General features: G+C 72.4%; 15 protein-coding genes. 9 read left to right on the forward strand and 6 right to left on the reverse strand.

Annotation, left to right across the window (positions count from 1 at the left end):
* Positions 1-63: 63 nt before the first annotated feature.
* Positions 64-549 (forward strand): GAF domain-containing protein, encoded by a 486-nt coding sequence (locus J7520_RS03465; protein WP_291184007.1) that lies wholly within the window; start codon positions 64-66, stop codon positions 547-549.
* Positions 550-592: 43 nt separating this feature from the next.
* Complete coding sequence (locus tag J7520_RS03470) at positions 593-1027, forward strand: TfoX/Sxy family protein (protein WP_291184010.1); 435 nt, start codon at positions 593-595, stop codon at positions 1025-1027.
* 13 nt (positions 1028-1040) lie between these two features.
* On the opposite strand, the gene J7520_RS03475 is transcribed toward J7520_RS03470, so the two are convergent.
* Entirely contained in the window at positions 1041-1619 is a 579-nt protein-coding gene (locus J7520_RS03475; protein ID WP_291184013.1) for a TIGR00730 family Rossman fold protein, read from the reverse strand.
* Positions 1620-1765: 146 nt separating this feature from the next.
* Here J7520_RS03475 and J7520_RS03480 point away from each other — a divergent pair, with 146 nt between their 5' ends.
* Entirely contained in the window at positions 1766-3094 is a 1329-nt protein-coding gene (locus tag J7520_RS03480) for a hypothetical protein (protein WP_291184016.1), read from the forward strand.
* Here the strand turns inward: J7520_RS03480 and J7520_RS03485 are convergent.
* The 4 genes from J7520_RS03485 to glmS form a co-directional block, all read right to left on the reverse strand.
* Positions 3025-3624, reverse strand: coding sequence for a hypothetical protein (locus tag J7520_RS03485; protein ID WP_291184019.1), 600 nt, complete (start codon positions 3622-3624; stop codon positions 3025-3027). The two genes, J7520_RS03480 and J7520_RS03485, sit on opposite strands and share 70 nt — an antisense overlap.
* A 64-nt stretch (positions 3625-3688) precedes the next feature.
* Complete coding sequence (locus tag J7520_RS03490; protein WP_291184022.1) at positions 3689-6565, reverse strand: serine/threonine-protein kinase; 2877 nt, start codon at positions 6563-6565, stop codon at positions 3689-3691.
* Positions 6562-7104: an ECF-type sigma factor gene (locus J7520_RS03495; RefSeq protein WP_291184025.1), complete on the reverse strand. Its 543-nt coding sequence runs from the start codon at positions 7102-7104 to the stop codon at positions 6562-6564. The genes J7520_RS03490 and J7520_RS03495 overlap by 4 nt, the downstream gene beginning before the upstream one ends.
* 68 nt (positions 7105-7172) lie before the next feature.
* On the reverse strand, positions 7173-9005 hold the full coding sequence (gene glmS, locus J7520_RS03500; RefSeq protein ID WP_291184027.1) for a glutamine--fructose-6-phosphate transaminase (isomerizing): 1833 nt from the start codon (positions 9003-9005) through the stop codon (positions 7173-7175).
* A 206-nt stretch (positions 9006-9211) separates the two neighbouring features.
* On the opposite strand from glmS, the gene J7520_RS03505 reads away from it, so the two are divergent.
* A complete protein-coding gene (locus tag J7520_RS03505) occupies positions 9212-10612 on the forward strand; it encodes a TIGR03013 family XrtA/PEP-CTERM system glycosyltransferase (RefSeq protein ID WP_291184029.1) in 1401 nt (466 codons plus the stop codon).
* Positions 10613-10623: 11 nt separating this feature from the next.
* Here the strand turns inward: J7520_RS03505 and J7520_RS03510 are convergent, their stop codons facing one another.
* Positions 10624-11295 (reverse strand): DnaJ domain-containing protein, encoded by a 672-nt coding sequence (locus tag J7520_RS03510; RefSeq protein ID WP_291184033.1) that lies wholly within the window; start codon positions 11293-11295, stop codon positions 10624-10626.
* A 460-nt stretch (positions 11296-11755) separates the two neighbouring features.
* Between J7520_RS03510 and J7520_RS03515 the strand changes: the two genes are divergently transcribed.
* The 5 genes from J7520_RS03515 to J7520_RS03535 are packed head-to-tail and all read left to right on the forward strand — an operon-like array spanning position 11756 to position 23949.
* Positions 11756-12697 (forward strand): cupin-like domain-containing protein, encoded by a 942-nt coding sequence (locus J7520_RS03515; protein WP_291184036.1) that lies wholly within the window; start codon positions 11756-11758, stop codon positions 12695-12697.
* Positions 12694-14643, forward strand: a complete 1950-nt coding sequence (locus J7520_RS03520) for a non-ribosomal peptide synthetase (protein ID WP_291184039.1) — start codon at positions 12694-12696, stop codon at positions 14641-14643. The genes J7520_RS03515 and J7520_RS03520 overlap by 4 nt, the downstream gene beginning before the upstream one ends.
* The gene (locus J7520_RS03525) at positions 14640-22403 is read left to right on the forward strand and encodes a non-ribosomal peptide synthetase/type I polyketide synthase (protein ID WP_291184042.1); all 7764 of its coding nucleotides are present in this window, start codon (positions 14640-14642) and stop codon (positions 22401-22403) included. Before J7520_RS03520 ends, J7520_RS03525 begins: the two co-directional genes overlap by 4 nt.
* The gene (locus J7520_RS03530) at positions 22400-23182 is read left to right on the forward strand and encodes a hypothetical protein (RefSeq protein ID WP_291184045.1); all 783 of its coding nucleotides are present in this window, start codon (positions 22400-22402) and stop codon (positions 23180-23182) included. The genes J7520_RS03525 and J7520_RS03530 overlap by 4 nt, the downstream gene beginning before the upstream one ends.
* Positions 23179-23949 (forward strand): alpha/beta fold hydrolase, encoded by a 771-nt coding sequence (locus tag J7520_RS03535; RefSeq protein WP_291184048.1) that lies wholly within the window; start codon positions 23179-23181, stop codon positions 23947-23949. Before J7520_RS03530 ends, J7520_RS03535 begins: the two co-directional genes overlap by 4 nt.
* The last annotated feature ends 2 nt before the right edge of the window (positions 23950-23951 follow it).

The following is a 23951-nucleotide window of genomic DNA, read 5'->3' on the forward strand; positions in this document are numbered from 1 at the left end:
GATAGGCAATACCACGAACGCGTCAAAGGGTAGAATGTGGACCTTTCCGCTTCCCGCCCGCCGATGTTCACCGCCGCCGCCCTGCGCACCGACGACAAGTCCGCCCTGTACGCCGAACTCGGCGCGCAGATGCGCGGCTTGCTGCACGGCGAACGCGACCGCGTCGCGAATGCGGCGAATTTCGCCGCGCTGGTGTGGCAGCAGGTTCCCGACATCAACTGGTGCGGTTTCTATTTCTTCGACGGCCGCGAGCTGGTCGTCGGGCCGTTCCAGGGCAAGCCCGCCTGTGTGCGCATCGCGCTCGGCAAGGGCGTGTGCGGCACGGCGGCGGCGACGCGCGAGACGCAGCTGGTCGCCGACGTGCACGAATTCGCCGGTCACATCGCCTGCGACGGCGATTCCAATTCGGAAGTCGTCGTGCCGCTGTACGACGGCGATCGCCTGATCGGCGTATGGGACGTCGACAGTCCGCACCTCGCGCGCTTCGACGCGGACGACCGCGCCGGCATGGAAGCGTTGTGCGCGATCTACCTCGAGTCGATCGCATGAATCCGCGCCGCGCCCGCCTGCGCGTTGCATGGGGAATCTCACGATGAGCAGTCGCGACACCAAGATCCGCAACGTCGGCCCGAAATCCGCCGCCTGGCTGCGCCAGGTCGGCGTGCGCACGACGGAGGATCTCGCGCGCATCGGTCCGGTCGAGGCCTTCCTCAAGGTCAAGCGCGCCGGCTTCCGGCCGAGCCTGAACCTGCTCTACTCGATGGCCGGCGCGCTCGCCGACTGCCACTGGGCCGAGCTGCCCGAGGAGCAGAAGCAGGAACTGCTGCTGACGCTGGACGCGGCCGAGTCGGCCAACCCGATCCGCACGCGCTGGGAAAAGCAGAAGGCCGCCAGCGAGCCCGCCGTGGCGCGCAGCACCGAGAGCGACGGCGCGAACGAGATGCCGGCCAGCAACCTGTTCGACGATCCGGACGGCGGCGGCTCCGCGCACGGCGACGCCGACCGCGACCTCAGCCGCTTCGACTGAATCGCGGCCGCGCTCAGCGCACCGCGGCGTAGGCGCGCGCGTCCTCGCGCCAGCGCGGCGTGCCGCGGATCGTCGGCAGCACGTCCTCGACGCGTTCGACCAGCGACCACATCGCCAGGTGCTCGCGATTCATGAAGCGCTGCTCGACGATCTGCTCCATGAAGCGCTGCAGCGGCTGGTAGAAGCCGTTGGTGTCGAGCAGCACGATCGGGTTGAAGTAGAGCCCGAGCCGCTTCAGGGTCAACGCCTCGAACAGCTCCTCCAGCGTGCCGCTGCCGCCGGGCAGCGCGACCACCGCGTCCGAGCCGGTCAGCAGGCGATGCTTGCGCTCGCGCATGTCCTCGACGATCTCCAGATTGACCACGTCCGGATGCTGCCATTCGATCTCGGTCATGAAGCGCGGAATGACGCCGACCACCTCGCCGCCGGCGGCGAGCGCCGCGTTGGCGAGCGCGCCCATCAGGCCGACCGCGCCGCCGCCGTAGACGACCGTGCAGCCGGCCTCGGCCAGGCTGCGGCCGAGCGCGGTGGCGGCGTCGTGGTAGGCGCGGTCGCAGTGGGCGCTCGAGGCGCAGTAGACGCAGACGCGCATGCGGGGTTCTCCGAGGCGGGGGCGGCATAGGGTAGCCGGCTGGAGCGCGATCGGCGCAGGCGGCGAGCGTGCGCGAATCGACAATCGGCCGTCGTTCGCCGCGGCTATAGTGCGCGCGCGTTCCGCACGCACCCAGGGGAGTCACCATGAAACGACTGCTTTCCGTCGCGAGCGCAGTGGCGCTCGCGGCCGTTGCCGGCCCGGCGTTCGGCTGGCAAACCACGATCGCCGGTGGAGGGACCTTCCAGCAGAACCTCGCGCATGGCTCCGCACTGGTCGCCAATGCCGCCGGCGAGGTCTGCCTGCTCAGCAACGACCGCGACTTCAGCGGCGTCGCCTTCGCTCACGTCTACGGATTCCAGGCCGCCACCGGCGTGCCGACGCCGCTGCATTCCTCGCTCGGCTCGCGCGAGCTGGCCACCTTCGGCATCGACTGCCGCTTCGGCGATCCGATCGTCGGCTACTCGGCCTACAGCAACTACGACGCGCGCCGTTCGAGCCGGCTCGCCGGGTTCCTGCCGACGCCCGGCAGCCTGGGGCCGGATTTTCCGCTGGTCACCTACGCCGCGATCGAACCGGTGCGCATGGGAGTGGACGCGGCCCGGCACGCGGTGATCCTGCGCGACAAGATCGGCGGCGGTTCGGTCGACCTGCAGGCCTACGATCTCGCCACGCTGTCGCCGCTGTGGCAGGCCAACGTGACCACGATGCCGCTGTCCTATCCGCGCGTGCGCGACATGCAGGTGGCGGCCGACGGCTCGGTCACGCTGATCGGCACGGCCGACGACACCAACACGCCGACGGTGGGCGTGTTCCTGCTCAAGTACGACGCCAACGGCGTTCCCAACGGGCCGAACTTCCAGTTCGCCGATCCGGCGTTCGGCCAGGTCGGCGAGGTGGCGCTGTCGCCCGGCGGCATCGGCTACGTGGTGCGCCGCGACCGCGAGTTCATGCGCGACGAACTGCTGCGGATCGACGCGCAGACGCCGTGGGGCGTGCCGCTCGACATCGGCTGCTGCGGCACGCGCATGGTGGATGCGCTCGCGACGCTGCCGGACGACGGCGCACTCGCCGTGTCCAACGACGTGTTCGGCTGGGCCAGCGCGTTGTCGCGCTTTCGCGCCGACGGCACGCTGATGTGGCGCGCCGACAGCGTGCCGGTGGACATGCCGGGCATGCAGCTGGTCGGCCTCGTCGGCGATCGCGCCGGGCGGGCGCTGGCGGCCTACACCGAGCCGATGCCGTACGGCCCGCCGCAGGCGCTGCGTTCGGTGCGGCTGCGCGCCTATTCGGAGACCGGCACGGAACTGTGGACGCGCGCGATCGACAACGTGCGCTTCGACGACGGCGCGCCGCTGCGCGCGGCGGTGAGTTCCGACGACGTCGTCGTGCTCGCATTGAACGTCTACGACGTCGGCAGCAACGTGTCCGGCATCCTCGTGCAGGGCTTCCCGCTGACCCAGCCGTTTCCGTAGGCCTTGCGGCGAAGGCCGCGGACGGGATTGGGCGCCCGCGGCCCCGCGCGCAGTCGAAGCCGCCGGCGAACAGTCGGTCGCGGCATTCGCCGTTGCCGACCACGCCATTGCCGTAGACGCGCGCGCCGTAGCGCGCCGACTCGGCGGAGATGGAACCTTCCTAGGAAGACGGCGGTTGGGTCGCGGCCTGCGATCCTCGTGCCGTGACCTTGCGTCTTCCAAGCGGAGGCGGTCAACCGCAGCTCGATCTCGCCGACCCCGCCGCTACCGTCGTCGGCGGTCACGCGGGCGCCGACGAAGCGCGGCGCGTAGCCGGCGGCGGTCAGCATGAGGCGGCGTCCGCGCATGGCGAGGTTCTGCGTGATCGGCTCGTCCGTCGCGCTCTCGATGCGGCCGCCGTCGGCTGCTGCATCGATGCAGCCTTGCAGACTGGTCGCGCGCGGCGCGGCGCCGAGCCAGGCACGGGTGGCGGCCGCGACGAGGCCGGCATGGCTCGCGAGCAGCACGAGCGCACGACGCAGAAACGACATGGGGAAGCCCTCCCTCGGAATTCCGTCGCTGCAAGCGCAAAACGACGGCGGGAGAGAGCAGGCGTCAGCGCATGGCGACCAGGGCGGCGTTCGCCGCGACCAGTTCGGCCGGCGCGAACGGCAGCGCGGCGATCGCGTCGCGTGCCGCGCGCGCGGCCTCGTCGGCGTCTTCGGCGTGCAGGCGGCGCCGGCAGCTCGCGCGCTCGACCGCGACCCAGGCGCGATCGACACGGACGGCCGCGCCGCCGGCGGCCAGCTCCTTGTCCGCGGCGGCGAGCTGCGGCAGCGCGTCTTCGCAGTCGCCGCGCTCGGCCGCGACGCGCGCGGCGATCAGGCGCAGCTTGCCGAGCCGCGGATGCCCGGCCGGGAACGCGCGTTCGCCGGCGGCCAGCGCGGATGTCGCCTCGGCGCGCGCGGCGTCGAGCTGGCCGGTCTGCCGCAAGGCGGCGGCGAGCGCGGCCTGCGCCTGCAGGGTGTCCTGGTGTTCGGCGCCGAGCTTGGCCGCGAGCAGCGCGTGCGCGGCGCGGATCTCCTCCAGCGCCGCATCGCCGCGACCGCGCTCGGCCAGCGTATTGCCGAGGCCGAGCCGCGCGATGCCGACGAGATAATGGTCCTCGCCGAGCGCCGCGATCGTCGTCGCCACCGCCGCGCGCGCGTTCGTCTCGGCGTCGTCGTAGCGGCCGGCGCTGCGCTGCATGCCGGCGAGGTTGTTCTGCATCGTGGCGACGGTCGGATGCCGGTCGCCGTAGGTCGCGCGAGCCGCGCGCAGCGCCGCTTCGAGATACGTGATCGCGCCGGCCGTATCGCCCTGCTCGAAGGCGATCACGGCGAGCGAGTTGAGTCCGTTGGCGACGCTCGGATGATTCTCGCCGAGCAGCTTCTTCTGCAACGCGACCGCGTGGCCAATGCGCTCCGCCGCCCCGGCGCGATCGCCCTGGCGGCGCAGGGCGGTGCCGAGGTTGAACTCGCTCTCGGCCAGATCCGGATGTTCCGCGCCGAGCAGGGTGCGCCGCGTCGCCATCGCCTGCGCGAACAGATCGGCCGCCGCCTTCGCGTCGCCTTGCTGAAGTACGACCACGCCGAGATCGTGCTCGACCGCGGCGGTCTGCGTGTGCGTCTCGCCATCGCGCGCACGACGCAGCGCCAGTGTCTCGCGCAGCGTCGCGGCGGCGCCGTCGAGGTCGCCGCTGCGGAAGCGGATGCCGCCGAGCGCGGCCAGTGCGCGCATCTCGGTTTCCGCGTCGTCGCCGCGCGCCCGCGCGAGCGCGGCTTCGGCGAGCGCGCGCGCATCCGGCAGCCGGCCGCGTTCGGACAGCACTTCGGCCAGGCGCAGCTCGATCCCGCCGCGCCGGTCCGGCGAGCGCGCGAGTGCCTCGCGCAGGTCGCGCTCGGCTTCCTCGAACTTGCCTTGCGCGGCGAAGATGCGGCCGCGCTCGACCAGCGCCTCGGCGCGGGCCGCGTCGCCGTCGCCGTGGCCGAGCGCGCGCTCGGCGAGTTCGGCGGCGCGCGCGTAGTCGCCGAGCTGGCGATAGGCGCTCGCCAGCGCGGTCGACAGTTCCGCTTCGAGTTCGGGTTGCGCGTTCAACGTCTCGGCCAGGCGCAGGGCGCCGCGGTCGAGCAGTTCGCGCGCGGACACCGTGCGACCCTTGCTCTCATCCGGCGTGACGCCGTCGAACAGCGCCAGCACGAAGTCGCGCGCGGCGTCGGCGCGCTCGGCCTCGACGCGCGCCGCGCGCGCCTGCCACAGCGTCGCGGCGAGGCCGGCGAGGATCGCCAGCGCGAACGCCGCGCCGACGGCGAGGCCGAGACGGTGCCGGCCGACGAACTTCGCCGCGCGGTAGCGCCGCGAATCCGGCCGCGCGCGAATCGGCACGCCGCGCGCGTGGCGGTCGAGGTCCGCGGCGAGTTCGGCGGCGCCGGCGTAGCGCTGCGCCGGGTCGCGTTGCAGGGCCTTGGCGAGGATCAGGTCGAGCTCGCCGGCGACGCGCTTGCGCAGCGCGCGCGGCTCGCTCGCGCGAGCCTGCGCTGGAGTCTGCGCCGCGGCGCCGGTCAACGCCGCCGAGGCGGCGCGCAGGCTGGCGTCCTCGCGCCAGTGCGGACGGCTGCCGGTCAGCAGTTCGTGCAGCAGCACGCCGAGCGCGTAGACGTCGGTGGCGGTGGTGACGGCGCCGCCGTCGCGTTGTTCGGGCGCGGCGTAGGCCGGCGTCAGCAGGCGCGCTTCGGTGCGCGTCGCGTCGCGGTCGCCGTCGTCGAGCAGCCGCGCGATGCCGAAGTCGAGCAGCTTGAGCGTGCCGTCGCCGCGCACGAGGATGTTCGACGGCTTGAGGTCGCGATGCACGACGAGGTTGCGATGCGCGTAGTCGACCGCCGCGCAGATCGCGCCGAACAGCGCCAGGCGCGCGTCGAGGTCGAGGCGCCGTTCGTCGCACCAGGCGGTGAGCGGCTGGCCGTCGACGTATTCGAGCGCGAACCACGGCACGCCTTCCTCGGTGAGCCCGCCGTCGAGCAGGCGCGCGATGTGCGGATGGTCGAGCCGCGCCAGGATCGCGCGCTCGCGCGCGAAGCGTTCGCGTTCGTAGGCGTCGTGCAGGCCGTAGCGCAGGATCTTGATCGCCGCCTGCTGCTCGTAGGTGCCGTCCGCGCGCATCGCCGCGAATACGTGGGCCTGTCCGCCGGCGCCGATCGCGCGGCCGACGCGCCAGGCGCCGAGGCGGCGGCCTTCCAGGCCGCTCTCGATCAAGGCGGCGGCGAGGCGGCCGCTGCCGTCGTCGAGCGGCGTTGCGCGGCCGGCCTGCTCGAGCAGATCGGTCAGCGCCTCGCGCAGTTCCGCGTCGTCGATGCCGGCGAGGAAGTGTGCGCGCTCCGCCGCGTCGAGCTCGAAGGCACGGTCGAACAACGGCCCGAGTTCGAGCCAGCGCCGCTCGATCGCGCCGCCGCTCATTCGATCGCCTGCTGCAGGAAGACGCGCGCGCGCGCCCAGTCGCGCACCACGCTGCGCGCGACGATGCCGAGCGCCTCGGCGGTTTCCTCCACCGACAGGCCGGCGAAGAAGCGCAGCTCGACCACGCGCGCGAGGCGCGGTTCGAGCGCGTCGAGGCGGTCCAGCGCCTCGTTCAGCGCGAGCATCTCGGCGGCCGCGTGCGCGCTCGGAATCTCGATCGCGTCGAGGTCGAGCGGCGTCTCGTTGCCGCCGCGCTTGCGCGCCATGCGCCGGCGCGCGTGGTCGACCAGGATGTGCCGCATCGCGGTGGCCGCGTAGGCGTAGAAATGCGCCCGGTCGTTGAAGCCGTGCGCGCCGTCGGCGAGGTTCAGCCAGGCCTCGTGCACCAGCGCGGTGGTGTCCAGCGTCTGCGCCGCGCGTTCGCCGGCGAGCTGGCGCCGCGCCAGTTCGCGCAGGCGCTGGTACACCTGCGGCCGCAAGGTCGCATCGAACTCTCCCGCGTCGCCGCGCGACGGCGTGACCGGATCGGGATCGCGCATGGCAGCTCCGTTGACGGAGCTATGCTAGCTCAGGCGCGTGCCCGCGGTGATCGCGGCCGTCGGCTGCCCTATTCGACCGTGACCGACTTGGCCAGGTTGCGCGGCTGATCGACGTCGGTGCCGCGCAGCACGGCGACGTGGTAGGCGAGCATCTGCAGCGGCACGGTGAACACCGCCGGCGCGATCAGGTTGCCGCCGGAGGCGATCTTCAGCACCGCGCCGCGCGTCGTGTCCTGCGCGACCGCCGCGTCCGTGTCGGCGAACACGAACAGTTCGCCGCCGCGCGCGCGCACTTCCTGCAGGTTCGAGTTCAGCTTCTCGAGCAGCTGGTTGTTCGGCGCGACGGTGATCACCGGCATGTCCTCGTCGACCAGGGCGAGCGGGCCGTGCTTGAGTTCGCCGGCCGGATAGGCCTCGGCGTGGATGTAGGAGATTTCCTTCAGCTTCAGCGCGCCTTCCAGCGCGACCGGATAATGCACGCCGCGGCCGAGGAACAGGGCGTGGTGGCGCGGCACGAAGCGTTCGGCCAGCGCGGCGATCTCCGGCTCCAGCCGCAGCACCTCGCCGATCACGCGCGGCAGCGTGGCCAGTTCGGCGACCAGGCGCTCGTACTTGTCGTTGGCGAGCCCGTTCAGGCGTGCGAGTTCGAGCACCAGCAGGGCGAGTGCGGTCAGCTGCGTGGTGAACGCCTTGGTCGAGGCGACGCCGATCTCCGGGCCGGCGCGCGTCATCAGCACCAGGTCCGATTCGCGCACCAGGCTGGACTCGGGCACGTTGCAGATCGCCATCGAGCCGAGATAGCCGCGCCGGCGCCCGTCGCGCAGCGCGGCCAGCGTGTCGGCGGTCTCGCCGGACTGCGACACGGCGAGGAACAGCGTGCCGGGCTGCACCACCGCGTGGCGGTAGCGGTATTCGCTGGCGACCTCGACGCTGCAAGGCAGGCCGGCGATGCCTTCGAGCCAGTAACGCGCCACCAGGCCGGCGTGGTAGCTGGTGCCGCAGGCGACGATCTGCACGTGCCTGACCTGCGCCAGCAGCTGGTCGGCGTCGACGCCGAAGATGTTCGGCAGCACGCGGTTCTCGCTGATGCGGCCCTCGAGCGTGTCGGCGACCGCGCGCGGCTGCTCGTGGATCTCCTTGATCATGTAGTGGCGGTACTCGCCGCGATCGACCGCGTCGGCGGACAGTTCGCTGGTGCGGACCGGCCGCTCGACCGGCTCGCCGTCGGCGTCGCAGATCTCGACGCGTTCGCGGCTGATCTCGACGATGTCGCCTTCGTCGAGGTAGACGAAGCGGTTGGTCTGCTTGATCAGCGCCTGCACGTCGGAACCGAGGAAGTTCTCGCCTTCGCCGATGCCGACCACCAGCGGACTGCCGCGGCGCGCGCCGACGACGCGCTCGGGCTGGTCGCGGTTGATCACCGCGATCGCGTAGGCGCCGTGCAGGCGCTTGGTCGTCGCGACCACGGCCGAGCGCAGGTCCGCGCCGCCGGTGAGCGCCTGTTCGATCAGGTGCGCGATGACTTCGGTGTCGGTCTCCGACTCGAAGCGGTAGCCGCGCGCCTTCAGTTCCTCGCGCAGCTCGGCGTGGTTCTCGATGATGCCGTTGTGAACAATGGCAACGCGTTCGCTGGAGACGTGCGGGTGCGCGTTCACCGTATTGGGCACGCCGTGCGTCGCCCAGCGCGTGTGCGCGATGCCGGTGCTGCCGGCGACCGGCGCGGATTCGTACAACGCTTCGAGCTCGCGCACCTTGCCTTTTGCGCGTACGCGCGCGAGACGTCCCTGCTCGATCACCGAGATGCCGGCCGAGTCGTAGCCGCGATACTCCAGCGCCTTGAGACCGGCGATCAGCACCGATACCACGTCACGATCGGCGGTGGCCGCTACGATTCCGCACATAGAAAGTCCTTGACTGAGGATTGAACGCGCAGCGCGCGTGCGCCTTGCTGGCGAGCGGCGGCGCTGCGAAGATGATAGGCCTTTCGCGACCTCGCCAGAGCGTGCGCGGGGGCAGAAGGACGGCAAGTCGTCGCGATCGACGGCGATGGCCGCTCGCGGCGAATCCCCGGACGGGTTCGCGAGGCCCTGCACGGAGAACGAGTCCGATGTTCCAGTTGTTGCGTCAACGCTCGGCGCGCTGGCTGTTGATGCTGGCGCTGCTCGAACTCGTGCTGCTGGCGTTGTGCGTCAAGCTCGCCTCGCACCTGCGTTTCCTGTCCGACGAGCCGAGCCTGGTCGGGTTCTCCGAATACATCTGGCCGCGCGCGCTGCTGTTCGCGGCGGTCATCGCGGGCGGGATGGCGGCGCTCGGGCTGTATCAGTCGCATCTGCGGGAGACCTGGTTCGGTTTGCTGGCGCGGCAGGCGGTCGGCTTCCTGCTCGGCGGCATCGCGCTGATTGTCGTCTACTACGTCTTTCCGCTGGCTTACATCGGCCGCGGCGTGTTCGGCCTCGCCCTGCTGTTCGGCTTCGTCGCGATCGCCGCGTTCCGCGTCGTGTTCGCGCGCCTGGTCGACACCGAGGCGCTGAAGCGGCGCGTGCTGGTGCTCGGCTCCGGGCGGCGCGCCGCGCTGATCCCGCAGCGCATGCGCCGCCGCTCCGACCGGCGCGGCTTTTCCATCGTCGGCTTCGTGCGCATGGGCGAGGAGGAGGTCGCGGTGCCGACGGAGCATCTGCTCGAACGCGAGGCGCCGCTGCGCGCCTGGGCCGAGCGGCTGCAGATCGACGAGATCGTGGTCGGTCCCGACGATCGCCGCGGCGGCCTGCCGATGGAGGAACTGCTCGACTGCAAGCAGGCCGGCATCGTCATCACCGACCTGCCGACGTTCTTCGAGCGAGAGTCGGGCAAGATCAAGCTGTCGCTGATCGAGCCGTCCTGGCTGGTGTTCTCCGACGGCTTCGACACCTCGCCGCTGCGGCTGGCGATCAAGCGCGTGTTCGACGTCTCGATCGCGCTGGTGGTGCTGGCGCTGACCTGGCCGCTGATGCTGCTGACCGCGCTGGCGATCCGCCTGGAGTCGGGCAAGGGCCAGCCGATCCTGTATCGGCAGGAACGCGTCGGCGAGCACGGCGAGGTGTTCGCGCTGACCAAGTTCCGCAGCATGCGCACCGACGCCGAGCGCGACGGCGTCGCGCGCTGGGCCACCCGCAACGACGACCGCGTGACGCGCGTCGGCCGCATCATCCGCAAGACCCGCCTGGACGAGCTGCCGCAGCTGATCAACGTGCTGCGCGGCCAGATGAGCCTGGTCGGACCGCGCCCGGAGCGCCCGCAGTTCGTCGCCGAGCTGGCCGAGAAGATCCGCTACTACAACCTGCGCCACAGCGTGAAGCCGGGTCTGGCCGGCTGGGCTCAGCTGCGCTACGCCTACGGCGCGTCCGAGGAGGACGCCGCCGAGAAGCTCAAGTACGACCTGTTCTACGTCAAGAACCACAATCTGCTGTTCGACGTGATGATCCTGATCCAGACCGTCGAGATCGTGCTGTTCGGCCGCGGCGCGCGCTGAGCGCATCGCCGTCAGCGCGGCGCCGGCCGCGCGCTGGCGACCTTCAGCGGACGCAGGCGCGAGCTGTACCAGTCGCTGACGCGGCCGTGGTCGAACTCGATCCACGACGGGCCGTAGTCCCAGCGCTCGATGTTCTCCATCACCGGCCGGCCCTCGATCGCGCGCACGCTGGCCGCGTCCATGCCGATTTCGATGCGCTCCTCCTCGTTGTGGCTGGGCGCGGGCGGCGGCGGTGGAACGGCGACGAAGCGGCGCTGTTCATGGGTGTCCTGCGCGTGGGCGGGTTCGTCCTGCCCGATCTGGCCCCACACCACCCAGGTGAGGGCCGCCGCGGCGAGCAGCGCGAAGACGGTCCGGCGCAGGCCGGTCCGCCGCGTCGCCTCGGGCCGCGTCGCGCCGGGCCGATCGGGCGCCGGGGTGCGGCTGTACGGGGTTGGATCGGGATGGACCCGCGCGCCGGGCAGGCGGCCGTGGCGCCGCTCGAATGCCAGCGCGGCCTGGTAGGCGGCGGTCAGTTCCTGCAGCCGGGCGGCCGCCTCGGCATCGTCACGGTGTTGCGGATTGCGGTCCGGATGCAGCTCGGCCACGCGCCGTCGATAGGCGTTCTTCAGTTCGGCCAGGCTGCAGTCGGGGCGGAGTCCGAGCTGCTGGTAGAACGCGACGAAATCGGTCGGGCGGTTCATGCGGGGCGGCGGAGGTGGCTTGCTCGGCTGAAATCCTCTCGCAAAGAGTGCGCCATCGGCGCTAAAATGTGAACTGTTTCGCAGTTTTTGCGGTCCCAGGCTGGCCCGCACTGCGACGAAGACAGGGGCCGCCGTCGGAGACGGCGAACGAGGCAGCGAAAGGGTTCGCGCGCAGGACATACAGGGCGATGCGAAAGGTCGGTTCAGCGACGCAGGCAGGGGGCGCGGCCCGCGCGGCTTCGCTGCGGCCGGCGCGCGCGATCCGGCCGGGCCGGTTCCGGCACGCATCCCTTTCGTCCCGGCGTCCGACGACCGCCCGCACCCTTCCGCGCCAGCCGCGGCCACCGATTGCCGTATCTCCAGGAGCGGCTGCCGCATCGGCGGTCGCACGATTCCCTCGCGACGCGGCCGTCGCCGCGACGAGGCATCCGGGCAGGATCAGGGCGGGAGGGCGACGAGCATGAGCACCAATCACGCGCAGATCGCGGATTTCGCGGATTCCGCGCCGCACGGCGAATCGACCTGGGTCGACCGCCGCAGCGACCTCGATGAACGGGCGTTCGTCCGCGACTACCGTGAGCCGCGCCGGCCGGTGGTGATCACCGACGCCGCCTGCGCCTGGCCCCTCTACGGCCACGGCACGCCGGACTATTTCCGTCAGCGCTACGGCGAACACGTCGTGCGCGTGCGCGGCCAGGACTACCGGCTGCACGATCTGATCGACCTGCTCGACGCCTCGACCGTCGAACGGCCCGGCCCGTATCCGTGCAAGTTCGAGATCGCCAAGACCTTCCGCGACCTGCTGCCGGAAGTGACGCCGCGCTTCGCCTACAGCCTGCCCGACCGGCAGGCCGGCGTCGGCATGCCGCAGCGGCTGTTCGGCGCGGTCAACAACCTCGAGATCTTCTTCGGCGGTCCCGGCGGGGAGTTTCCGTACCTGCACTACGACGTGCTGCGCCTGCACGCCTGGATCACGCAGATCCACGGCGACAAGGAATTCACGCTGTACGCGCCGGGGCAGGAGCACCTGCTCTACGTCAATCCGGAAGTGCCGTGGCAGTCGAGCATCCGCGATCATCATCATCCGGACTACGAGCGCTATCCGCTGTTCCGCGAGGCGAAGTGCCAGAAGGTCGTGGTGCGCGCCGGCGAGACGCTGTTCCTGCCCTGCGGCTGGTGGCACACCGCGCGCAGCCTGAACATGACCATCTCGATCGCCTTCGACCAGCTCGGCGCCGACAACTGGCGCGACTTCGTCGGCGACGTCGTCGACGAGCGCCGGCGCGTCGGCAAGCGCTGGCTGGCGAGCGCGCTCGGCGCGTATCTGACCGTGCTCGGTCCGCTGCTCTCGGTGCTCGAGCGCTTCGGCGCCAACGCCGCGGTCGAATGGGGGCTGCGGTGAGCCGGACCGCTGCGCACGCCGCCGACGTGCTGCTGGCGCCGCTGCTCGCGCAGGCGGCCGCGCGGCCGCAGGCCGAAGCGGTCCGCGCCGGTGCGCTCACGCTCGACTACGCCGGCCTGCTGGCGCAGACGAGTGCGCTGGCGGCCGCGCTGCATCGGGGCGGCGTCGCTTCCGGCGACCTCGTCGCGCTGTCGGCCGAGCGCAGCGCGGAGACGATCGCCGCGCTGCTGGCGACGCTCGCCTGTGGCGCGGCCTACCTGCCGCTCGATCTGGATTTTCCCGACGCGCGCCTCGCCGCGATGTGCGAGGACGCGCGCCCGCGCTGCGCGCTCGGCGACGCCGCGCTGCGCGCGCGCCTGCCGCGCGGGACCACCTGGATCGACCGCCGCGCCGCGCTCGCGGCGCCCGCGGACGCCGTCGCGCCGGTGCACGGCGAACTCGCCTACGTGCTGTTCACCTCCGGCTCGACCGGCCGCCCGAAAGGCGTCGCCATGCGTCGCGCCGCGGTCGCGCACCTGATCGACTGGCATCGCGCGCACGCGCGCCTCGGCCGGCCCGCGCGCACCTTGCAGTTCGCGCCGCTCGGCTTCGACGTCTCGTTCCAGGAAATCTTCTCGACCCTCGCCGGCGGCGGCACCCTGGTGCTGCCGAGCGACGCGGAGCGGCGCGATCCGTACGCCCTGCTCGACCTGCTCGCGCGCGAGCAGGTCGAGCGCCTGTTCCTGCCCTACGTCGGCCTGCAGGCGCTGGCCGAGGCGGTGGCGACCGGTGCGCCGGCACCGCAACGTCTCCGCGACGTGATCACCGCCGGCGAGCAGCTGCGCATCACGCCGGCGATCCGCGCGCTGTTCGCGGCGCTGCCCGGCGCGGTGCTGCACAACCACTACGGCCCGACCGAAACGCACGTGGTCACGGCGCACGAGCTGTCCGGCGATCCGGCCGCATGGCCGGAGCTGCCGCCGATCGGCGCGCCGCTGCCGTGGGTGGACGTGCGCGTGGTCGACGGCGAAGAGTGGGGCGACGCAGTCGCCGAAGCGTCCCTCACCCCACCCTCGGCATCCGCCGATGGCCCTCCGCTCTCCCGCTTCGCAGGCGAGGGGCAGTCGCGGCAGCCTTCGGCTGCGAATGTATTCGAGGGCGAGCTGTGGCTCGGCGGCGACTGCCTCGCCGCGGGCTACATCCACCAGCCGGAATTGACCGCCGAACGCTTCGTCGAGCAGGGCGATGCGCGCTGGTACCGCAGCGGTGACCGCGTGCGCCGGCACGCGGACGGCGTGCTCGACTATCTCGGCCGCCTCGACGAGCAGATCAAGTTCGACGGTTTCCGCATCGAACCGGCCGAGATCGAGGCCGTGCTCGTGCGTCACGCCGCGGTGGCCGAGGCGGTCGTCGTCGCGGCCGGCGAGGACGGCGCACGGCGTCTGGTCGCGCACGTCGTGCCGCGCGATCCGAGCAGCACCGAAACCCAGCTCGCCACGGCGCTGCGCGCGCACAGCGCGAAGACGCTGGCGGCGTACCTGGTGCCGCAGGAGTTCGTGTTGCACGCGGCGCTGCCGCTGACCGCGAGCGGCAAGATCGACCGCCGCGAACTCGCCCGTCAAGCGAGCGCGAGCGTGCTGCACTGGCGCGCCGGCGCGCCGCTGCGGGAACAACTGGTCGAACTCTGGCAGCAGCTGCTCGGCGTCGGCGACCTCGACGCGGAGGAGAACCTGTTCGAACGCGGCGCACGCTCGCTGCTCGTCGTGCGCGCGCTGACCGAACTGCGCCGCCACGGCCACGTGCTCAGCGCGGCGCAGATGTACGAGCATCCGAGCGCGGCCGCGCAGGCGGCGCTGCTCGGCGCGGACGCACCGGTCGAGGCGGTGGTGGAAGCGGACGTGCAGCAGCGCGGCGAGCGCCAGCGCGCCTCGTTCGCGCGCTTCGGCCCGCGCGGAGGTGCGCGATGAGCGATGCAGCCAGCGACGGCGTCGCCATCGTCGGCATGGCCGGACGCTTTCCGGGCGCGGCCTCGGTCGACGAGCTGTGGGCGAACCTGCTCGCCGGCCGCGAGAGCATCACGCGCTTCACGCCCGAGCAGCTCTCGCCGCTGGTGCCGCGCGAGCTGCGCGAGCATCCGCGCTACGTGCCGGCGCGCGGCGTGGTCGCCGACGCCGACCGCTTCGACGCCGGCTTCTTCGGCATCTCCGCGCGCGAAGCGCAGCTGATCGATCCGCAGCAGCGCGTGTTCCTCGAGCTGTGCTGGAACGCGCTCGAGCACGCCGGCATCGATCCGGCGCGTGCGCGGGGCGGCGTCGGCGCCGCTTCGATAGGTGTGTTCGCCGGAACCTCGAACAATGGCTATCGCAAGCTGGTCGAAGCGCGGCCGGACCTGGTCGCCGCGGCCGGCGAGTTCGCCGCGATGCTGGCCAACGAAAAGGACTACGTCGCCACGCGCGTTGCGCACAAGCTCGGCCTGACGGGACCGGCGATCAGCCTGTACACCGCCTGCTCGACGTCGCTGGTGGCGATCGCGCAGGCCTGGTACGCGCTGATGAGCTGGCAGTGCGACGTCGCCCTCGCCGGCGGCGTCAACATCGCGGTGCCGCAGGAGTCGGGCTACCTGCCGGCCGAGGGTGCGATCGAGTCGGCCGACGGCCATTGCCGTCCGTTCGACGCCGACGCCACCGGCACGGTGTTCTCCTCCGGCGCCGGCGTGGTGGTGCTCAAGCGCCTCGCCGACGCGATCGAGCACGGCGACACGATCTGGGCGGTGATCCGCGGCGTCGGCGTCAACAACGACGGCGCCGACAAGGCGAGCTTCAGCGCGCCGAGCGTGCGCGGCCAGGCCGCCGCGATCCGTCTCGCGCTGGCCAGCGCCGGCGTCGAGGCCGACTCGATCGGCTACGTCGAGGCGCACGGCACCGGCACGCCGCTCGGCGATCCGATCGAGATCGAAGCCCTCGCGCGCGCGTTCGCCGCCGAGCGCGGCAGCGGCGCCGCGCCGACCTGCTGGATCGGTTCGCTCAAGGGCAACCTCGGCCACCTGGTCGCCGCGTCCGGCGTCGCCGGCTTGATCAAGGCGACGCTGGCGCTGCATCACGGCCGCATCCCGGCCAGCCTCAACTACCGCACGCCGAATCCGGAGATCGACTTCGCGCGCACGCCGTTCAAGGTCGTGCAGCGCGCCAAGGCGTGGACGCGCAAGGCCGCGCCGCGCCGCGCCGGCGTCAGTTCGTTCGGCGTCGGCGGCACCAACGCGCACGTGGTGCTCGAGGAAGCGCCGCAGCGCGCGCCGTCCTCGGCCGGGCGGCCGGTCGCGCTGCTGCCGCTGTCGGCGCGCGATCCCGACGCGCTGCGTCGTCGCGCTGCCGAACTGGCCGACGCGCTCGCCGCGCACACCGACGCCGACCTCGCCGACATCGGCGCGACCCTGGCGCTCGGCCGCAAGACGATGGCGGTGCGCGGCGTGGTCGTCGCGCGCACCGTCGCCGAGGCGCGCACACGCCTCGCGCGCCTCGCCGCCTGCCGCGCGGCCAAGCCGAAGCTGGTGTTCCTGTTCCCCGGCCAGGGCTCGCAGCACGCCAACATGGCGCGCGAACTGGTCGCCGCGGAACCCGCGTTCCGCGAATCGTTCGAGCGTTGCTGCGAACTCGCCTCCCGGCACCTCGACCTCGACCTGCGTGCGCTGATCCTGCCGATGACGGGCGACGAGAAGCGCGCCAACGCGCAGCTCGCCGAGACGCGCTGCACGCAGCCGGCGCTGTTCGCGGTCGAATACGCGCTGGCGCGCTGGTGGCAGTCGATCGGCCTGGACGCCGACGCGATGATCGGTCACAGCATCGGCGAATACGTCGCCGCGACCCTGGCCGGCGTATTCACGCTCGAAGACGCGATCGCGCTGGTCTGCGCGCGCGGCGCGGCGATGCAGGCGCAGCCGCCCGGCGCGATGCTGGCGGTGCGCGCGGCCGAGCACGACGTCGCCGCGCGCCTGCCGCTCGGCGTGACGCTGGCGGCGGTCAACGCGCCGGAGCTGGTCGTCGTCGCCGGCGCCGAGGACGCGCTCGATGCGTTCGCGAAAGAGCTCGACGCCGAACGCATCGCCAGCACGCGGCTGAAAGTCAGCCACGCCTTCCATTCCGCCTCGATGGACGGCGCCTTGCCGGCATTCGAGCGCGCCTTCGCGCAGGTGCGCCTGGCGCCGCCGACGCGGCCGTTCCATTCCTGCGTCAGCGGCCGGCCGATCCGCGCGGACGAGGCGACCGACCCGGCCTACTGGCTGCGCCAGCTGCGCGAACCGGTACGATTCGCCGACGCGGTCGCCGATGCGCTGGCCGACGGCCCGGCGCTGTTCGTCGAAGTCGGCCCGTCGCAGGCCTTGACCACCTTCGTGCGCACGCAATTGCGCGAAGGCGACGCCGCGGCTGCCTCGCTCGGCGCGGCGTCGCGCAGCGGCAGCGACGCCGAGCACCTCGCCCAGGCGCTCGGCGAATGCTGGCGGCAGGGCCGCGAGCCGGACTGGGACGCGTACTTCGCCGGCGAGAAGCGCCATCGCGTGGTGCTGCCGGGGTATCCGTTCGGCGGTGAGCGATACTGGATCGAAACATCGGCGCCGGCCGCGAGCGGCGTCATCGGAGCCGTCGAGATGAGTCCACCCGCCGCACCCGTCCCGCCGACCGCACCGCCGCGCGGTGCGCGCCTGCGCGCGGAGCTGCGCGAGCTGGTCGAGAACCTCAGCGGCGAGCCGGTCGGCGCGGCGCAGGACGGCGCGAGCCTGCTCGAACTCGGTTTGGATTCGCTGTCGCTGACGCAGGCCGCGCTCGAACTCGAACGGCGCTACGGATTGAAGCTGAAGTTCCGCCGCCTGATGGAGGATCTGGACAGCATCGACAAGCTCGCCGACCTGCTCGACGCGACGCTGCCGGCGGACGCCCCGGCGCCTGTCGCGATGCCGGCGGCGGCTGCGCCGGTGGCGGCCGACGCGCCGCTGCTGACCCAGCTGATCCAGAGCCAGATGGCGCTGATGCAGCAGCAGACACAACTGCTCGCCGCGCTCGCCGGCGGCGCCGCCGCGGCGCCGGCGCCCGCGCCGGCCCGCGTCGTGTCCCCCGCGGTGCAGACCGCCGTTGCGGTCGAGGAGACGGCGAACCTGGTCGAGCGGCCGTTCGGCGCTTCCGCGCGCATCACCTTGAAGGGCGATCTCGCGCTGAGTCCGTCGCAGCGCGCCTACGTCGACGACTTCACGCGTGCCTACAACGCACGCACCGCGCAGTCGAAGGCGTTCAGCCAGCAGCACCGCGCGCGCATGGCCGATCCGCGCGTGGTCACCGGTTTCAATCCACTGTGGAAGGAGCTGGTCTATCCGCTGGTGGTCGAGCGCTCGAAGGGCGCGCGGTTGTGGGACGTCGACGGCAACGAATACGTCGACTGCCTGAACGCGTTCGGCGCGAATTTCCTCGGTTACCAGCCGGACTACGTCGCCGACGCGTTGAAGCAGCAGATCGACCAGGGCTTCGAAGTCGGTCCGCAGCATCCGCTGACCGCCGAGGTCGCCGAGCTGATCGCCGGCATGACCGGCATGCAGCGCGTCGCGTTCTGCAACACCGGCTCGGAAGCGGTGATGGGCGCGATGCGCGTCGCGCGCACGGTGACCGGGCGCAAGACGATCGCGATCTTCACCAACTCCTACCACGGCATCTTCGACGAGGTGATCGTGCGCGGCACGCGCAGCCTGCGCTCGATCGCCGCCGCGCCGGGCATTCTCGCCAGCGCGGTCGAGAACGTGCTGGTGCTCGACTACGGCAGCGAGGAATCGCTGCGCATCCTGCGCGAACGCGCGCACGAACTCGCCGCGATCCTGATCGAGCCGGTGCAGGGCAAGAATCCGTCGCTGCAGCCGCGCGAATTCGTGCGTGCGCTGCGGCCGATCTGCGACGAAGGGGGTTGTGCGCTGATCTTCGACGAGGTCATCACGGGCTTCCGCATCGCGCCGGGCGGCGCGCAGGAGTTCTACGGCGTGCGCGCCGACCTCGCCACCTACGGCAAGATCATCGGCGGCGGCCTGCCGTTCGCCGCGATCGCCGGCAGCGCGCACTGGATGGACGCGCTCGACGGCGGCGACTGGCGCTTCGGCGACGATTCCCACCCGGAAGCCGGCGTGACCTACTTCGCCGGCACCTTCGTGCGCCACCCGCTCGCGCTCGCCGCGGCCAAGGCGGCGTTGACGCACCTCCAGCGCAGCGGGCCGGAGCTGCAGCGCCGCCTGAACGCGCGCACGGCGATGTTGATCGAGCGCTTGAACGCGATCTTCGCGGCGCACGCGGCGCCGCTGCACGCGGTCGGCTTCAGCTCGCTGTGGCGCATCGTCGCCGACGAGGGACAGCCGTTCGCGAGCCTGTTCTGGTACGCGCTGCGCGCCAACGGCCTGCACGTGTACGAGCAGTTCAACTGCTTCCTGACCGAGGCGCATACGGACGACGACGTCGAGCGCATCGTCGCCGCCGTCGAGGCCGCGACCGCGGCGCTGATGCGCGAGCGGTTGCTGTCGCCGCGCGACGGCGCGAGTGCGGCGGTCGGCGCGTCCGCTGTCGCGGATGCGTTTCCGCTGACCCAGGGCCAGCTCGAGAAATGGCTCGGCGGTCAGTACGGCGGCAGCGCGGCGCTGGCCTACAACGAGGCGGTGGTGCTGCGCTACGACGGCGCGCTCGACGTCGCGGCGTTGAAGCGCGCACTGGAATGGGTGTGGTCGCGGCACGAGGCGTTCCGCCTGGCGATCGCGCCCGACGGCCGCACGCAGAGCCTGCGGACGCTGCCGCCGCTGCCGCTGCGCGACCGGGATTTTTCCGCCGAGGCCGACGTCGAGGCCCGCCTCGACGCGTTCTGCCGCGAGGCGATGCACGAGCCGTTCGATCTCGACGCGCCGCCGCTGCTGCGCCTGAACCTGATCCGGCTCGGCAAGGATCGGCACGCGCTGCACGTGCTCATGCACCATCTCGCGATGGACGGCTGGTCGCTGGCGGTGTTCTGCGAGGAACTCGAAACCGCCTACAACGCCTACGCCGCGGGCGGCGAACCGGAGCTGCCGCCGGCGCAGAGCTATCGCGCCTACGTGCTGGACGAGCGCGCGCGGCGCGCGTCGAACGCGGCGCAGCTCGACTACTGGCGCGCGCGCCATCTCGACCCGCCGCCGCCGCTCGCCTTGCCGAGCGACCGTCCGCGCGCCGCCGTCGCCACCGACTTCTCCGCCGACAGCGAACGCCACGCATTCACGCCGGAGCTCGCCGACGCGTTGCGCCAGGCGGCGCGGCGGCGCGGCGCGACCTTGTACGGCCTGCTGCTGGCCGGCTTCGCCGCGTGGCTCGCGCGCGCTTCCGGCCGGCGTGACTTCGTCGTCGCCATTCCGTTCGCCGGCCAGGCGCTGGCCGGCAGCGGCGCGTTGATCGGCGACGGCGTCAACACCTTGCCGCTGCGCCTCGCGGTCGCGGAGGGCGCTTCGACCGACGCGCTCGTCGCCGACGCGCAGCGCGCGCTGCTCGACGCGGCCGAGCACCAGGATCTGACCCTGCTCGATGTCGTGCACGCGCTGGGTCCGCGCCGCCGCGATGCGCAGGGCGCGCTGGCCGAGGTCGTGTTCAATCTGAACCCGCGCGTGCGCGCGCCGGCCTACGACGATCTCGCGGTGACCTGGCAGGACTGCCGTCACGCGGCGCTGCTGTGGGATCTGTTCTTCAATCTCAACGACGACGGCCATGCGCTGAGTCTCGACGTGCACTACCGCACGGCGCTGTTCGACGCGGCGACGATCCGCCGCTGGATCGGCGAGTTCGAGCGGACGCTGGCCGCGTTCGTGCCGCCGGACGGCGCCGCGCGGGCGCCGCTGCCGCCCGACGCGGATTCCGCCGCGCCGGTCGAGCCGGCCGCGCCGACGTTGCCGAGCCTGATCGAAGCGCAGGTGCAGCGCGCGCCCGATCGCGTCGCGATCGAAGGCGAGGGCGGTTCTCTGAGCTACGCGCAGCTCTGGCGCGACAGCGCCGCGTTCGCGGCGAACCTGCGCGCCGCCGGCGTCGCGCGCGGCGATCTGGTCGGCGTCTGCATGCCGCGGCGGATCGAGCTGCTGCCGGCCCTGCTCGGCGTGCTGCGCGCGGGCGCGGCCTACGTGCCGCTCGATCCGGCGTTTCCGGACGCGCGCCTGCGCACGATGATCGAGCAGTCGGCGCTGCGCCACGTCGTCGTCTTCGACGGCGCCGAGCTGCCGGCCGCGGTGCAGGGCGGCGACTTCGCGCGCGTCGCCTACTCCGCGAAAGGCGCGGCCGCGACCGGGCTGCCGCGCATCGACGGCGACGATCTCGCCTACGTGCTGTTCACCTCCGGCTCGACCGGCGTGCCGAAAGGCGTGCGCGTGTTGCAGCGGAATCTCGCCAACTTCCTCGTCTCCATGCGCGAGCGCCCCGGCCTCGACGCCGACGACGTGCTCGCCGCGGTGACCACGCTGTCGTTCGACATCGCCGGCCTGGAGCTGTATCTGCCGCTGATCGTCGGCGCGCGCATCCGGCTGCTCGGCGAGGCCCAGACGCACGATCCGCTCGAACTCGCGCGCGCGCTGCGCGAAGCGCATGCGAGCGTGCTGCAGACCACGCCGACCTTGCTGCGCCTGCTCGTCGATGGCGCGGGTGAGGAGGCCGTGCGCGGACTCAAGCTGCTGGTCGGCGGCGAGGCGCTGCCGCGCGACCTGGCCGAGCGCGTGCTGGCGCCGGCGCGCGAGCTGTGGAACCTGTACGGCCCGACCGAGACGACGATCTGGTCGAGCGTGGCGCGCGTCGAGCGCGGCGGCGGCGCGGTGCCGCTCGGGCAACCGATCGCCAACACGACGCTCCATCTGCTCGACGCCGAAATGAAACCGGTGGCGTCCGGCGCGGAAGGCGAACTCTGGATCGGCGGCGCCGGCGTCGCCGACGGCTATCTCGGCCGCCCCGATCTGACCGCCGAGCGCTTCCGCGCCGATCCGTTCGCCGCCGACGGCAGCCGCATGTACCGCACCGGCGACATCGGCAGCCTGCGCGACGGCGTGCTGCATTTCCACGGCCGCGCCGACGACCAGATCAAGCTGCGCGGCCATCGCATCGAACCCGGCGACATCGAAGCCGCCGCGCGCGCCGAGTCCGGCGTGCGCGAGGCCGCCGCCGTGCTGCGCCGCTTCGGCGGCAACGACGAGCGGCTGGTGCTCTACGTCGGTGCGCCGACCGTCGCCGGCGATCTCGCCGCGCGGCTGCGCGAACGTCTGCGCGAGGCCTTGCCGCCCTACATGCGGCCGCAGCAGATCGAGGTGCTGGCGACGCTGCCGCACACCCCGAACGGCAAGATCGACCGCAAGACGCTGGCCGAATTGGCCGTATCGACTCAGCCGGAGGCGGCGCCGGAAGCGGACGCGCCGACGGAGGCGTCCGGCGACGCGCGCGAAGCGTACCTGGGCCGGCTCTGGAGCGATCTGATCGGCCTCGCCGAGGTGCGCCCGGACGACAACTTCTTCGAACTCGGCGGCCATTCGCTGCTCGCGGTCGAGATGGCCACGCGCGTGCAGCGCGACACCGGCGTGCGCCTGAACCTGATGGCGGTCGCGACCGGCACGCTCGGTTCGCTGGCGAGCCAGTTGCCGGAGCAGGCCGCGACGGCGGCGCCGTCGCTGCTCGGGCGGCTGTTCGGGCGTGGCGGCCGCGGGCGGACCGGTTCATGAGTTCGTCGGTGCGTCCGATCCCGTTCGGATCGCCCGGACGCGAGCTGTTCGCCGTCGCGCACGTGCCGGCGCCGCAGGTGCCGCTGCGCGGCGGCGTGCTGATCTGCCCACCGTTCTTCCACGAGCAGTTCCTGAGCTATCGGCTGATCTCGCTGGTCGCGGCGCGGCTCGCCGCGCAGGGCTGGCTGTGCCTGCGCTTCGACTATTTCGGCAGCGGCGACTCGGCCGGCGACGACGACGCCTTCAGCCTCGCCGGCGCGACGGCCGACACGCGCACGGCGCTGGCGCTGCTGCGCGGACTCGTCGCCGACGCCCCGTTGCTCCTGCTCGGCGTGCGCGCGGGCGTCTGGCCGGCGCTCGCGGCGACCGACGCCGACGGCGTGGCGCGCGTGTGCCTGTGGCAGCCGCTGTCCGACGGCGCCGCCTGGCTCGACCAGCTCGGTGCGATGGACGCGCACGAGCGCGCCTCGCGCCAGCGCTATCCGCATCTGCGCGCGCCGCGTGCGGCGGTCGCCGACCGCCTGCTCGGTTCGCACGTCGGCGCCGCCTTGCGCGCCGAACTCGCCGCACAGCGCACCGTCGCGCCGAGGATCGCCTTCGACGTCGTCGGCGACGGCACGCTCGCCGACGGCGCCACGCCGCCGCATCGCTTCGATCTGCCGCCCGCGCTGGCGGGCTGGGAGACCGACCTGACCATCCGCAACGTGTTTCCGGGGCGCGAGCTGGACGGTCTGGTCGGAACGCTGGTCGCCGCCTGGTCGGCAGGGAAGGGTGCATGAGGGAACAGGTGCTGGAACTGGGGGACGGCCTGTTCGGTGTGCTGACGCTGCCTGCGGAGAGGCGGCCCGGCAGCGCCGTGGTGGTGCTGCTGAATGCCGGTCTGGTGCATCGCGCCGGTCCGTTCCGTCTCTCCGTGCAGCTCGCGCGCACGCTCGCCGAGGCCGGGCAGGCGGTGCTGCGCTTCGACCTGCCCGGCGTCGGCGACGCGCCCTTGCGCGGCGCCGACGCGCCGGCCGTGGTCGCGCGCATTCTCGACGCGCTGCAGGCGCGCTTCGGCGAGACCGGTTTCGTCGTCGGCGGCATCTGTTCGGCCGCCGACCTCGGCTGGAAGGTCGCCTTGGCGGATCGGCGCGTGCGCGGCCTGCTGCTGCTCGACGGTTTCGCCGCGCGAGGCGGCTGGTTCCGCGTCGGCCAGCTGCAATTGCTGCTGCGGCGTCCGCCGCGCAGCTGGCCCGGCATGCTGCGCCGGCGCGCGTTCGCCGCGGCCGAGATCAGCGACGACGACCTGCGCGACTGGCCGTCGCCCGCGGCGGCGCGCGCGCAGATGCACGAACTGCTGGCACGCGACGTGCGCGTGCTGGCGCTGTATACCGGGGGGGCGGCGTACTTCCTGCATCGACGGCAGTTCGCGGCGACGTTCGGCGTCGCCGAGCGCGAGGCGGGAATCACGTTCGACTACTGGCCCGAGTGCGATCACTTGTTCATGTACGGCGAGGATCGCGCCAGGCTGCTGGGGACCGTGCGCGACTGGTGCGCGCGGAGTTGACG

The organism is Dokdonella sp. (genome assembly GCF_017744955.1).
GTDB lineage: Bacteria > Pseudomonadota > Gammaproteobacteria > Xanthomonadales > Rhodanobacteraceae > Dokdonella_A.